The organism is Kibdelosporangium persicum, from assembly GCF_013280595.1.
GTDB classification, from domain to species: Bacteria; Actinomycetota; Actinomycetes; order Mycobacteriales; family Pseudonocardiaceae; genus Kibdelosporangium; species Kibdelosporangium persicum.
The window spans coordinates 177,858-192,017 of record NZ_JAAATY010000010.1 but is presented as its reverse complement, the minus strand read 5'-3'; the positions used below and the strand labels follow the sequence as shown (position 1 = coordinate 192,017).

General features: G+C 69.5%; 5 protein-coding genes. 3 read left to right on the top strand and 2 right to left on the bottom strand.

Annotated features, from left to right (window positions below):
• Positions 1 to 8: 8 nt before the first annotated feature.
• Positions 9 to 773 (bottom strand): TetR/AcrR family transcriptional regulator, encoded by a 765-nt coding sequence (locus GC106_RS20040; protein ID WP_173132777.1) that lies wholly within the window; start codon positions 771 to 773, stop codon positions 9 to 11.
• Positions 774 to 874: 101 nt separating this feature from the next.
• Between GC106_RS20040 and GC106_RS20035 the strand changes: the two genes are divergently transcribed.
• Positions 875 to 1,804 (top strand): ATP-binding cassette domain-containing protein, encoded by a 930-nt coding sequence (locus tag GC106_RS20035; RefSeq protein ID WP_173132774.1) that lies wholly within the window; start codon positions 875 to 877, stop codon positions 1,802 to 1,804.
• A complete protein-coding gene (locus tag GC106_RS20030) occupies positions 1,801 to 2,598 on the top strand; it encodes an ABC transporter permease (protein ID WP_173132771.1) in 798 nt (265 codons plus the stop codon). The genes GC106_RS20035 and GC106_RS20030 overlap by 4 nt, the downstream gene beginning before the upstream one ends.
• A 206-nt stretch (positions 2,599 to 2,804) precedes the next feature.
• Here GC106_RS20030 and GC106_RS20025 read toward each other — a convergent pair whose 3' ends face one another.
• Entirely contained in the window at positions 2,805 to 3,578 is a 774-nt protein-coding gene (locus tag GC106_RS20025) for a thioesterase II family protein (protein WP_173132769.1), read from the bottom strand.
• A 225-nt stretch (positions 3,579 to 3,803) separates the two neighbouring features.
• Here GC106_RS20025 and GC106_RS20020 point away from each other — a divergent pair, with 225 nt between their 5' ends.
• Positions 3,804 to 14,153, top strand: a complete 10,350-nt coding sequence (locus tag GC106_RS20020) for a type I polyketide synthase (protein WP_312872749.1) — start codon at positions 3,804 to 3,806, stop codon at positions 14,151 to 14,153.
• The last annotated feature ends 7 nt before the right edge of the window (positions 14,154 to 14,160 follow it).

The window sequence follows — 14,160 nt, the reverse complement described above, 5'->3', positions numbered from 1 at the left end:
CGATCGGATCAGCCCTTGCGGGAGTTGACGTAGCTCTCCACGCCGTCCAGCAGGCGCTGCAGCCCGAAATCCAGACTGGGCATGATCTCGTTGTAGGGGGTGTCGCTCGGCTCGAAAGTGCCGGCCGACACCACCTTCGCGAGGGCGTGGAACCGCGTGTCGTCGACGAACCGCTTCATCGCCAGCGCGTACCCCTCACCCATCTCCTCCACCGAGCCGCCGCTGCGCTGCTGGCCCTGGGCGAGCTCGGTGGACACCCTGGCCAGGTCGCGGACCGCGCACGTGGCGAACATGACCAGGTGGACCATCTCGTCCTCGGCCAGGCCGATGTCGGAGACCAGTTCGAGCAGCGAGTTGAACCAGGTCAGCTGGTTGGGGCCGAGCGGGGGGTTGCTCACGCTGATCCGCAGCAGCCAGGGGTGTTGCGCGTACACCGACAACATGCCGCGCACCCACGCGCTGACGCCTGACCGCCAGTCCTCGCCGAGGTCGGCGGGCGGCTGGCCCAGCGCGGTGTCGTAGATGACGTCGATCAGCTGGTCCTTGCCCGGGATGTACCGGTACAGCGACATCGCCGAGTAGTCCAGTTTGCTGGCGATGCGCTGCATGGACAGCGCGTCGAGGCCTTCCTCGTCGGCGATCTCGATGGCCGTGGTGGCGATTTTCTCCACCGAGAGGCCCGGCCGGGGACCCCTACTCGGCTGGGCCCGGTCACCCCACAGCAATTCCATGCTGGTCACCTGGCCGGCCCTGCCGTTTCGCTCCGCTGGCATGGTTCTCCGTTGCTCGCCGGTTGACATCCTCTCAGCAACTGTGTATCACTTAAACGTGAGTATAGGCCATAAACAGTTCTTGGTACGGGAGGTGTGACCGGGTGGTGAGCAGTTACGCGATCGAGGCAAGAGGACTGCGTAAGTCGTTCGGTAGCGTGACGGTCCTGGAATCGATCGACCTCCGGGTCGAACGCGGCACCATGCTGGGACTGTTGGGGCCCAACGGCGCGGGCAAGACCACGACTGTCCGCATTCTGAGCACGCTGCTGAAGGCGGACGGCGGCACGGCCACCATCGAGGGCCGCGACGTCACGACCCAGGCCCGGGCGGTGCGCGGGATCATCGGGCTGACCGGCCAGGACACCGCGGTGGACGAACTGCTCACCGGGCGGGAGAACCTGGTGATGATGGGCCAGCTGTTCCGCATCAGCCGGGCCGGGGCCGAACAGCGGGCCGCTGAGCTGCTTGACCAGTTCGACCTGGTCAAGGCCGCGGACCGGCCGGCGAAGACGTACTCGGGCGGCATGCGGCGCCGGCTGGACCTCGCGGTCAGCCTGATCAACCGGCCGCCGGTGCTGTTCCTCGACGAGCCGACCACCGGCCTGGACCCCACGGCCCGGATCGCGATGTGGGAGACCATCCGCTCGCTGATGGCGGCGGGCACCACGGTCCTGCTGACCACCCAGTACCTCGAAGAGGCGGACCAGCTCGCGAACCGGATCGCCGTGATCGACCAGGGCCGGGTGGTCGCCGAGGGCACCGCGAGCGAGCTCAAGCGCCAGGTCGGCGCCGAGCGCGCCGAACTCACCGTCGACCCGGTCGACATCCAGAAGGCGCAGGCGCTGTCCGGCGGCGAGCGGGTCGACCAGCAGACCATCAGCGTGCCCGTGCACAGCGCCGGTGACGTCCGGCACCTGCTGAACCAGATGGCCGAGGCCGGGCTGGAGGTTCGGCAGATCGCCCTGCACCAGCCGACCCTCGACGACGTGTTCCGCACCCTGACCAGCAAGTCCCCGGGAGCTGTGAAATGACCCAGGCCATCGCGGCGCAGGAGCGCTCCTCGTTCGGCCACGCCCTCGCTGACTGCCGAGTGCTCATCCGCCGGAGCATGCGGCACCTCACCAGGAACGTCGACGAGATCATCCAGGCGATCGCCCTGCCGATCATGCTGTTGCTGCTGTTCCGGTACCTGTTCGGCGGCGCCATCAACACCGGCGGGCCGAGTTACGTCAACTACGTGATCGCCGGCGTCGTCGTGCTCAGCGTGGCGTTCAGCGCGACGGCCACGGCCGTGGGCGTGGCCAACGACCTGCAGAACGGCATCGTGGAACGGTTCCGTTCCATGCCGATGTTCGGCTTCTCGGTGCTGGTCGGGCACGTGGTGTCCTCGGTGCTGCGCAACGTCCTCTCGGTGATCCTGGTGGTCGGGCTCGGCATGGTGGTCGGCTTCAGGCCCACGGCGGGCATCGGCGAATGGCTCGCGGCGGCCGGACTGCTGGTGCTGTTCATGGCCGCGATCTCGTGGCTCGCCACCCTGCTCGGCGTGGTCGCGGGCGGCGTCGAGGCCGCGAGCGGCTACGCGATGATCCTGGTGTTCCTCCCGTACGCGAGCAGCGCGCTCGTGCCGTCGGAGAGCATGCCGTCAGTGCTGCGGGCATTTGTCGACTACCAGCCGTTCACGCCGGTGGTGAACGCGATCCGGTCGTTGCTGATCGGCACGCCGCTGGGCGACAACGCCTGGATGGCCCTCGTCTGGTGGGTGCCGATCCTGGTGCTGACCGCGCTGCTGACGGTCCGCGTTTTCAACCGGCGCACCCGCGGGTAGCCACGAACCACCTTCCCAGCCCCTTTCCGCCCACGGAAACCCCCCTCGCCGGGGCGGAAAGGGGCATCCTCACCGGTGGTGGCGTTCTGCTGGCGGCAGGTGGTTCATGCGCCGTCCACGCAGGTGAAACACCCTGGGATGAACGGATGAACGAGAGACGCCCGGCTGGGATACCCCGGCCGGGCGTCTCGGCAGGCTCTGGCGATTCAGCGCACCGGGGAGACAGCGGCCGACCAGGTGCCGATCTGCCCGGCGACGGTGGTGATCACGGCGTCCGCGTGGTCGTTCAGGTAGAAGTGGCCGCCGGGGAAGATCCGCATGCCGAACTCCGCCTCGGTGTGCCCGGCCCACGCCCTGGCCTCGTCGAGAGAGGCGCGTGGATCGTCGTCGCCGATCATGGTCAGGATCGGGTAGGGGATGCGGACGCCGGGGTCGCACCGGTAGGTCTCCGCGGCGGTGTAGTCGGCACGGATCGCAGGCAGGACCATCCGCACGATCTCCTCGTCACCGAGGATCTGGGCGTCAGTGCCGCTCAACAGCCGTAACTCGCCCAGGAGGCGGGTGTCGTCGAGGTTGTGCACGTTGTCGAAGCGCGTGCTGGACGGCGCACATCGGCCGGACGCGATCACGCCGAGCACCGTCATCTCCGGGCCGAGCCGCCGGGCCACCTCGAACGCCAGCGTCGCGCCCATGCTGTGCCCGAAGAGAGTCAGCGGCTTGTCGGCCCACGCCGTGAGCTGACCCGCCACGTGGTCGGCCAGTTCGGCGATGTTGTCGATGCACTTCTCCGCACGCCGGTCCTGCCGCCCCGGGTACTGGACGGCCAGTACGTCGATGTCCGGCGCCAGTGCCCTGGACACCGGAAAGAAATACGGTGCGGAGCCGCCGGCGTGCGGCAGGCACACCAGCCGCGTGCGGGCCTCCGGTGCCGGGTGAAAGCGTCGAATCCATGCGCTTGTTTCGCCGGGTGCCAGTGTCATGTTTTCCGCACCGCTCATTCTGGAGCCCTCATTCTCGCGCACACGACTGTTGCGAATTCTACGGTGAACGTGCCAGCGCCCCTCGCCGCACGCAACCCCTACCTGGCCTGGAATCCCCGCTGACCGCGGCACGCTAGGGGTGCCATGGTCAAAACGGCGTGGGTACCGTTTGCGAACGAATTGGGTGTTGCAGAAGGCCGGGGCGAGCCGTTGAGGAATTCTATTGTGGCAGGCGAAGAGAACGACCAAAAACTGCTCAGCTACCTCAAGCGCGCCACCGCCGACCTGCGCGAGGCCAAGCGCAGGCTGAGCGAGGCCGAGGAACGGGAGCGGGCTCCGATCGCCATCGTGGGCATGGCCTGCCGGTACCCGGGTGGGGTGACCTCGCCCGAGGACCTGTGGCGGCTGGTGTCCGAAGGCGCGGACGGGATCACCGGCTTCCCGGCCGATCGCGGCTGGGACGTCGACGGCTTGTACGACCCGGAGCCGGGCAAGGCCGGCAAGTCGTACGTGCGCGAGGGCGGCTTCCTGCACGACGCGGCGGACTTCGATCCGGCGTTCTTCGGCATCTCGCCGCGTGAGGCCGTGGCGATGGACCCGCAGCAGCGGCTGCTGCTGGAGGTGTGCTGGGAGGCGTTCGAACGGGCCGGTGTCGATCCGGGCTCGTTGCGCGGCACGGCCACCGGGGTGTTCGCCGGTGTCATGTACCACGACTACGGCTCGTGGATGCGCGATATTCCCGAGGAGGTCGCCGGATTCATCGGCAACGGCGTTGCGGGAAGCGTCCTGTCCGGCCGGATCGCCTACACGCTCGGCCTCGAAGGCCCTGCGGTCACTGTGGATACGGCGTGTTCGTCGTCGTTGGTGGCGTTGCACTGGGCGGTGCGGTCGTTGCGGTCGGGGGAGTGTTCGCTGGCGTTGGCCGGTGGTGTGACGGTGATGTCCACACCGGAAACGTTCATCGACTTCAGCTTGCAGCGCGGGCTGGCGGCCGACGCCCGGTGCAAGGCCTTCGCGGCCGCCGCGGACGGCACCGCGTGGGGCGAAGGCGCCGGGATTCTGCTCCTGGAACGGCTTTCCGACGCACGGCGCAACGGGCACCGGGTGCTCGGCGTCGTGCGGGGAACCGCGGTGAACCAGGACGGCGCCTCCAGCGGGCTCACCGCCCCGAACGGCCCGTCGCAACAGCGGGTGATCCGGGCAGCGCTGGCCGACGCCCGGCTCAAACCGTCCGATGTGGACGCCGTGGAGGCGCACGGCACCGGTACGACTCTCGGCGATCCGATCGAAGCACAGGCTCTCCTGGCGACGTACGGCAAGGAGCGGGAACGGCCGTTGTGGCTGGGATCGGTCAAGTCCAACCTCGGGCACACCCAGGCGGCCGCCGGTGTCGCCGGTGTGATCAAGATGGTGATGGCGATGCGGCACGGCGTGCTGCCGCGGACACTGCACGTGGACGCGCCGTCGCCACACGTGGACTGGACCGCCGGGCAGGTCGAGCTGCTGACTGACGCGGTGCCATGGGACACCGACGGCCCGCGACGGGCCGCCGTGTCGTCGTTCGGTATCAGCGGCACCAACTCGCACGTGGTCCTGGAGCAACCTCCCGTTGAGGAAAGCGTGGCGGCGCAGCGGGAACCGAGCGTCGTGCCCTGGGTGCTGTCGGGCGCGAGCGAAGGCGCGCTGCGGGGACAGGCCGCCCGGTTGCTGTCGTTCGTTGCGGATCAGGACCCGGTGGACGTCGGGTACACGCTCGCAACGTGCCGGGCGGCGTTCGACCGGCGAGCTGTGGTGGTCGGCCGGGATCTCGAGCAAATGCGTGCGGGGCTGGCGGACCTCGCCGAGGGCGACGCGCCGGTCCGTGCCGCGTTGATCGGCGGCAAGGTGGCGCTGGTGTTCCCAGGCCAGGGATCACAGTGGGTCGGGATGGGCGCACGCCTGGCCGAGGAGTCGCCCGTGTTCGCCCGGCGGCTGGCCGAGTGTGCGGCGGCGCTGGAGCCGTACGTGGACTGGTCGCTGCTGGACGTGGTGCGCGGCGCCGAGAGCCTGGACCGGGTGGACGTCGTGCAGCCGGTCTCGTTCGCCGTCATGGTGTCGCTCGCGGCGCTCTGGGATTCCTACGGCGTGCAGCCGAACGCGGTGGTGGGACACTCGCAGGGCGAGATCGCCGCCGCCGTCGTCGCGGGTGCACTGTCCCTTGAGGACGGAGCACGGGTCGTCGCGCTGCGCTCCCAGGCCATTGCCCGGACCTTGGCCGGGGCGGGCGGGATGATGTCGATCGGGCTCCCGGTCGCCGAGGTGGAGCCCAGGCTTCGGCCCGGGGTCTCGATCGCGGCCGTGAACGGCCCGAAGTCCGTTGTGGTGTCGGGTGATCCGGCCGAACTGGACGCGTTGCACGAGGAACTGTCGGCCGCTCAGGTGCGGGTCCGCCGGATCGCGGTGGACTACGCCTCGCACTCCGCGCACGTGGAGCGGCTGCGGGACGAACTGCTCGACGTCCTGGCGCCGATCACGCCGCTGGTACCGCGGATTCCGTTCCGTTCGACGGTGACGGGGCAGTGGGAGGAGCGGCTGGACGCCGAGTACTGGTACCGCAACCTGCGGCAGCGGGTGTTGTTCGCCGACACGATCGAATCGCTGGCGGGCGCGGGATTCACCGGGTTCGTCGAGTCGAGCTCGCACCCGGTGCTGACGCCCGGGATCACCGAGACACTGGACGCGCTCAAGCAGGACGGCGTGGTGACCGGGACGCTGCGCCGTGACGACGGCGGCCTGGACCGGTTCCTCCGGTCGGCCGGGGACCTGTGGGCCGGTGGCGTCGAAATCGACTGGGGCACGGCGTTTCCCGAAGACGCACGGCAGGTCGATCTGCCGACGTACGCGTTCGACCGGCAGAGGTACTGGCTGGACGACATCGGCACGGTCGGCGATGTGGCGTCGGCGGGACTGCTCGCCACCGGACACCCGTTCGTCGGTGCGGCCGTGGAGCGCGCCGACGGTGCGGGCGTGACGCTGACGGGCCGGATCGCGCTCACCACGCACCAGTGGCTCGCCGACCACGTGGTGGAAGGGCAGATCCTCTTCCCCGGCACGGGTTTTGTCGAGCTGGCGGTCCGCGCCGGTGACGAGGTCGGCCACGTTCTGCTCGAAGAACTCACCATCACCGCCCCGCTCGTGCTGCCCACTGGCGGCGCCGTGGTCGTGCAGGTCCACGTCGACGCGCCCGGTGAGGACGGCCGTCGCGGTTGCGCCATCTACTCCCGGCCGGAAGAAGCACCGACCGGCCTGCCGTGGACCAAACACGCCATCGCGACGCTCAGCCCGGGGCACACTCAGCCCGGTTTCGACTTCACGCACTGGCCGCCGTCGGAAGCCGAGCCCGTTGCGGTCACGGAATGCTACGACCAGCTCGCCCAGGCCGGACTCGAGTACGGGCCCGCGTTCCAGGGGCTGCGAGCCGCCTGGCGGCGGGGCGCGGAGACATTCGCGGAGATCACGTTGCCGGCACCGGTCCGGGACCGGGCCGGGCAGTTCGGCATCCACCCGGCACTCCTCGACGCGGCGCTGCACGCGATCGGCCTCGGGAAGGCGAGTGACGGGGCCGAGTTGCCGTTCGCGTGGCAACACGTCGAGCTGTTCGCGGCGGCGGCCACCGATCTTCGCGTGCGTGTGCTGCCCGCCGCCCGTGACGCGGTGTCCATCGAGCTCGCGGATGCCACGGGGACACCGGTGGCATCGATCGGCTCGCTGGTCCTGCGTTCGGTGAACACGGAACAACTCGCGGCAGCGGGCAGTCCGCGGCAGGACTCGTTGTTCCGGGTCGAGTGGAACACCGTGCCGCTCGACGAGGAGATGAGCGCCGAGCGGTGGGTGGTCGTAGACCCGAGGGCGACCGAGCTCGCCGACGTGCTCGCCTCGAACGTCGCCGGACTGGAGTTGGTGGCCGGCCTTGACGCGATCACCGCGGCGGACGTGGTCGTGGTGCCGTGCCGCACGGGAACCGACCCACGGACCGCACGCGAAGCGACCGCACAGGTCCTGACGACCCTGCAATCGTGGTTGTCCGACGAGCAGTTCGCGAACACCAAGCTGCTCGTCCTGACCCACGGCGCCATTGACGGCACCGACTTGGCCGGAGCGGCCGTATCAGGGCTGGTGCGCACCGCGCAGGCGGAGAACCCCGGCCGAATCCTGCTGGTCGACCACGACGAGCACGACGAGTCCGTCCGCCTGCTGCCCGCCGTGACCGGGCTCGAAGAGCCAGAGGCCGCACTGCGGGCGGGTGCCGTCAGCGTGCCCCGGCTGGCCCGGATTCACGAGACCAGCACCTCGGACGAGTGGGACCCGAACGGCACCGTCCTGATCACCGGCGCCAGCGGCACCCTGGCCGGGCTGGTCGCCCGCCATCTGGTCACCGAACTTGGTGTGCGCCATCTGTTGCTGCTCAGCCGAAGCGGCACCGGCCCCGCTGATCTCCCGTCCGACGTGCGAACGGTGGCGTGCGACGTCACCGACCGGGCAGCGCTTGCCGAGGTCCTCGCGTCGATTCCGGCCGAGCACCCGCTCACCGCCGTCGTGCACACGGCCGGTGTGCTTGACGACGGAATGATCGGCTCCCTCACGGCGGACCGGCTGGACGCCGTGATGCGCCCGAAGATCGACGCCGCCTGGCACCTGCACGAGCTCACGCAGCATCTGGACCTGGCGCAGTTTGTGCTGTTCTCGTCGTTCGCCGGGATCACCGGCAGCGCCGGGCAGGCCAATTACGCCGCCGCGAACACCTACCTCGACGCGCTCGCTCGCCACCGCAGGCGGCACGGGCTGGCCGCGCAGTCGCTCGCGTGGGGATTCTGGGCGCAGGCCAGCGGCATGACCGGCCACCTCGACGCCGCCGACCACGCCAGGATCAGCCGCGACGGGGTCACCGCACTGTCCACAGAGGACGGCCTGGCGTTGTTCGGCGCCGCGGTGTCGCAGAGCGATCCGGTCGTCGCACCCGTCCGGCTTGACCTGGCTGGTCTGCGCGCGCAAGGCGCGGACCTTCCGCCCATCTTCCGTGGCCTGGTGCCCGTCACGCGCCGTGGCGTCGCCGGCGCGCCGGCCGACGTCGACTCGTTGCGCCGCAGTCTGGCGGGATTGCCCGAAGCCGAACGTGAGCGCCAGCTGCTCAACCTGGTACGCACGCACGTCGCCGCCGTGCTCGGCCACGGCAGCGGCGACGCCATCGAGCCGAACCGGGCGTTCAAGGAACTGGGATTCGACTCACTGACCGCCGTGGAGCTGCGCAACCGGCTCAACACCGCCACCGACCTGCGGCTGCCCGCGACGCTGGTGTTCGACTACCCGTCGCCGCTCGTGCTCGCCGGATTCCTGCGGGACGAGCTGCTCGGCTCGGTCGAGAGCACGCCCGCGCCGGTCTCGGCCACCGTCAAGTCCACCGAGGATCCGATCGTGATCGTGGCGATGAGCTGCCGGTACCCCGGCGGGATCACGTCGCCGGAGGACTTGTGGCGGCTGGTCTCCGGCGGGGTGGACGCGATTTCCGGGTTCCCGCGGGATCGTGGCTGGGACGTCGACGGCGTGTACGACCCCGAGCCGGGTGTGCCGGGCAAGTCGTACGTCCGCCAGGGTGGGTTCCTCGAGGACGTGGCCGCCTTCGACCCCGGCCTGTTCGGGATCTCGCCGCGTGAGGCGCTGGAAATGGACCCGCAGCAACGGTTGCTGCTGGAGCTGTCGTGGGAGGCGTTCGAGCGCGCCGGGATCGACCCGGCCTCGCTGCGCGGCAGCCAGACCGGTGTGTTCGCCGGGCTGATGCACCACGACTACGTGGGCAGCAGCAGCGGTGGCAGCCTGGTGTCCGGCCGCATCGCGTACACCTTCGGCCTGGAAGGCCCTGCGGTCACAGTGGACACGGCGTGTTCGTCGTCTCTGGTGGCGTTGCACTGGGCGATGCGGTCACTGCGGTCTGGTGAGTGTTCGCTGGCGTTGGCCGCCGGTGTGACGGTGATGTCCACGCCGGACATCTTCGTGGACTTCAGCCAGCAGCGCGGGCTCGCCCCGGACGCGCGGTGCAAGTCGTTCGCGGCCGCGGCGGACGGTGCCGCGTGGTCCGAAGGCGCCGGAATCCTGCTGTTGGAGCGGCTGTCCGACGCGCGCCGCAACGGGCATCGGGTGCTGGGTGTCGTGCGTGGTTCGGCGGTGAACCAGGATGGTGCGTCGAACGGGATGACGGCGCCGAACGGGCCGTCGCAGCAGCGGGTGATCCGGGCAGCGCTGGCCGACGCCGGGCTCACTGTGTCCGATGTGGACGCAGTGGAGGCACACGGCACTGGCACCACGTTGGGTGATCCGATCGAGGCGCAGGCGTTGCTGGCGACCTACGGCCAGGATCGAGAAAAGCCGCTGTGGCTGGGGTCGATCAAGTCGAACCTCGGGCACGCGCAGGCCGCGGCGGGCGTCGCCGGTGTGATCAAGATGATCATGGCCATGCGGCACCGGATGCTGCCGAAGACGCTGCACGTGGACCGGCCCTCGACACACGTGGACTGGACCGAGGGAGCGGTGGAGCTGCTGACCGAGGCCGTCTCCTGGGACGCCGACCGGCCGCGCCGCGCCGGAGTGTCGTCGTTCGGGATCAGCGGCACCAACGCGCACGTGATCCTCGAAGAGCCGCCCGCTGCCGACGCGGTGGCGGAGACCGCCGATCCGCCGGTGGTGCCGTTGATCCTGTCCGGCAAGACCGAGCAGGCGGTGCTGGACCAGGCAGGGCGGTTGCTCCCGGTGGTCGACAGTGCACGGGCCGCGGACGTCAGCCGGGCGTTGACCAGGCGAACCGGGTTCGAACACCGTGCGGCGGTGACCGGAGGCGACCGTGCGGAGCTGCGAGCCGGGCTGGCCGCGCTTGCCGAAGGCCGCGAGATCGCGGGTGTGGCGCGTGGTTCGGTGTCCGGTGGCGGCGTGGGTTTTGTGTTCTCGGGTCAGGGTTCGCAGTGGGTGGGGATGGGGCGTGAGTTGTCCGGCCGGTTCGCGGTGTTCGCTGGGGCTCTGGATGACGTGTTGTCGCGTTTGGATGGTGGTTTGCGGTCGGTGATGTGGGGTGATGATGCTGAGGCGTTGAATCAGACTGGCTTCACTCAGCCTGCGTTGTTTGCGGTTGAGGTGGCGTTGTTCCGGTTGTTGGAGTCGTGGGGTGTGCGTCCGGATTGTGTTGGTGGGCATTCGATTGGTGAGATTGCGGCGGCGCATGTGGCGGGTGTGTTGTCGTTGGACGACGCCTGTGCCCTGGTGAGTGCTCGCGGCAAGTTGATGCAGGCGTTGCCCGCGGGTGGTGTGATGGTTGCTGTGCAGGCTGGTGAGTCTGAGGTTGTGCCGTTGTTGGGTGAGGGTGTGTCGATTGCGGCGGTGAACGGTCCGGTGTCGGTGGTGTTGTCTGGTGTGGAGGACGCGGTTTTGGCTGTGGTCGGGCGGTTGGGGTGTAAGTGGAAGCGGTTGCGGGTGTCGCATGCTTTTCATTCGTCGTTGATGGACCCGATGGTGGACGAGTTCCGTCGGACGGTGGAGAAGGTCGCGTTCGGTGCGCCGATGCTGCCGGTGATTGCTGCTGGAGATGTGACGAGTCCTGAGTTTTGGGTGTCGCATGTGCGGGAGCCGGTGCTGTTCATGGATACGCTCCGGCGGATGGCCGACCGGGGCGTCACGACGTTCCTGGAGATCGGGCCGGACGCGGTGCTGTCGGGCATGGGTCCGGAATGCGTGCAAGGCAAAGACGTTGCGTTCGTGCCGGTGCAGCGCCGTGATCGTGATCAGGTCCAGACGGTCGTGAGCGCGGTCGGACAAGCCTGGGCGCGCGGGGTCAACGTGGACTGGGCCGCCCTGGTGCCGGGCACCGGGCTGGCGGACCTGCCGACCTACCCGTTCCAGCACCGCCGCTACTGGCTCGAACCAGCACCCAGCGCGGGTGACGTGACGTCGTCGGGACAGGATGCCGCGGACCACCCGATGCTCGCGGCCGTGGTGCATTCGCCCGAGGCCGACACAGTCACCCTGACTGGACAACTGTCCGTACGCAACCAGCCATGGCTCGCCGAGCACCGGTTGGGCGGCTCAGTCATCCTGCCCGGTGCCGCGTTCGTGGAACTCGTGATCCGCGCGGGTGACGAAGTCCAGTGCCCCCGCGTTGACGAACTCACGCTCGAAGCGCCGCTTTCGCTCACCGACCGCGAAGCTGTGCGGCTCCAGGTGGTCGTCGGCGAGCCAGACGCGCAAGCTCGCCGTGCCGTGACCGTGTACGCCCGCGCCGAGCGCGAGCAGACATGGACCAAACACGCGAGCGGATTCCTTGCGCCCCAGGCGACGCCCGCTCCCGCCCTCACGTGGCCACCGGAGGACGCCACACCCGTCGAGATCGGCGAACTGTACGAACTTCTCGCCGGTCAGGGCTACGACTACGGCCCGCTCTTCACCGGGTTGCGTGCCGTGTGGCGACGTGGCGAGGAGATCTTCGCCGAGGTCGGTCTGCCCGAGAACGCGACCACGACCGGGTTCGGCATCCATCCCGCCCTGCTGGACGCCACGCTGCACCCGGCCGAACTGTTCGCCGAGGACAACGAGCTGACGATGCCGTTCGCCTGGCGCGGAGTCACCCTGCACGCGACCGGTGCCACCCAGTTGCGGGTCCGGCTCACCGGCTCCGGCGCCACCAGCCGCTCGATCACCGCGACCGACCCGGCCGGTGCCCCGGTGATCACTGTGGACGAACTCGTGGTGCGCCCCGTCGACAACCGGGTCAGCACTCGCGACCTGTTCACGGTCGACCTGATCCCGGTGCCAGGTGGGCAGGCAGCTGAGGAGCGATGGGCGGTCATCGGCGACGCGCCCCTGGACTCGCCCGCCTATCCGAACCTGTCCTCGCTGCTCACCGATCCGTGTCCCGACAAGGTGTTGTACTTCCCTTCGCCCACTGTGGACGATGTGGTCACCGCAGTGCATTCGGTGACCGCGGACGTTTTGGCGTTGCTCACCGAATGGCTTGCCGATGACCGCTGTGCCTCCGCGACACTGGTCGTGGTCACCGGGCGATCCGAGCTGATCGACGGAGCCGTCACCGGCCTCGTTCGTGCCGCGCAGGCCGAGAACCCCGGCCGGATCGTGCTCGTGCACCTCGAAGGTGACGCCTACGCCGAGTTGCCTGCCGCACTGAGCTCCGGCGAACCGGAACTGCACGTGCGACCCGGCGAACTGCGCGCCCCGCGGCTCACTCCGGCGACAGGAAGCGGTCGGCCGCTCGAACCGGGCGACACGGTTCTGATCACCGGAGGTACGGGCGGGCTCGGCGCCGCGGTCGCCCGGCACCTCGCGGCGCGGCCCGGCGTCCGCAAACTCGTGCTGGTCAGCCGCCGTGGCCCGGCCGTGTCGGGCGCGGACCGGCTCGTCTCCGAGCTCACCGAGCTCGGTACCGAGGCGGTAGTGGTGGCATGCGACGTCGCCGACCGTTACGCCGTCGCCAAACTGTTGGCCGAGCACCCGGTGAGCGGTGTCGTTCACGCGGCGGGCGTTGTCGACGACGGCCTGATCGGGTCGCTGACACCCGAGCGGCTCGACGCCGTCCTGCGACCGAAGGTCGACGCCGCCTGGAACCTGCACGAGCTCGTCGGCGAGGTCTCGATGTTCGCGCTGTTCTCGTCCGCCGCGGGCACGTTCGACGGCGCCGGACAGGGCAACTACGCGGCCGCCAACGGCTTCCTCGACGCACTGGCCACTCACCGGCGCGCCCTCGGGCTGCCCGCGACATCCCTCCCGTGGGGGCTGTGGGCGGAGCGCACGGGCATGGCGGGCGCGCTCGATGAGGCGGACCTGCGACGGATGAGCCGCGCGGGCATGAAGGCGTTGTCCACAGAGGACGGACTGGCGTTGTTCGACGCCGCCTTGGGCCTGGATGCCGCCGTGGTGTTGCCGATGCGACTGGACACCGCCGTGATCGACCAGCCCGCGCCCGCGATGTTGCGAGGCCTGGTGCGCAGCACGCCGCAGCGCCGGACCGCGGCCGCGGAGCCGGTCGAGGTGCCGTTGTCCGAGCGCCTCACGGCGTTGCAGGCCAAGGAACGTGCCCCGTACCTGCTGGAGCTCGTGCGCACCCACGTCGCCATCGTGCTCGGTCACGACGGGCCGCGTGCCATCGAACCGACTCGTGGTTTCGTGGAACTCGGCGTGGACTCACTCGCCGCGCTCGAACTGCGCAACCGGCTCGCCAAGGTGGCCGAGATCCGCCTGCCGGCGACGCTCACGTACGACTACCCGACCCCGGCCGCCATCGCCGGTCTCCTGCTGGAGGAACTGGTCGACGAGCAGGCCTCACCGCTGGACGAGGAGCTGTCGGCGATCGAGGCAGCCCTCACCGCCGCCCAGCCGGGCGACGACCAGCACACGAAGATCCTGGCCCGGCTGCGTGTGATGACCGCGAAGTGGACCGACGGGGCGGACACGCCGTCCAACGAGGAATGGCTCGAATCCGCCAGCGCCGACGAACTGTTCGACATCCTCGACAGCGAATTCGAAACCCCCACCAACCCCTCGTGAGTGTTTG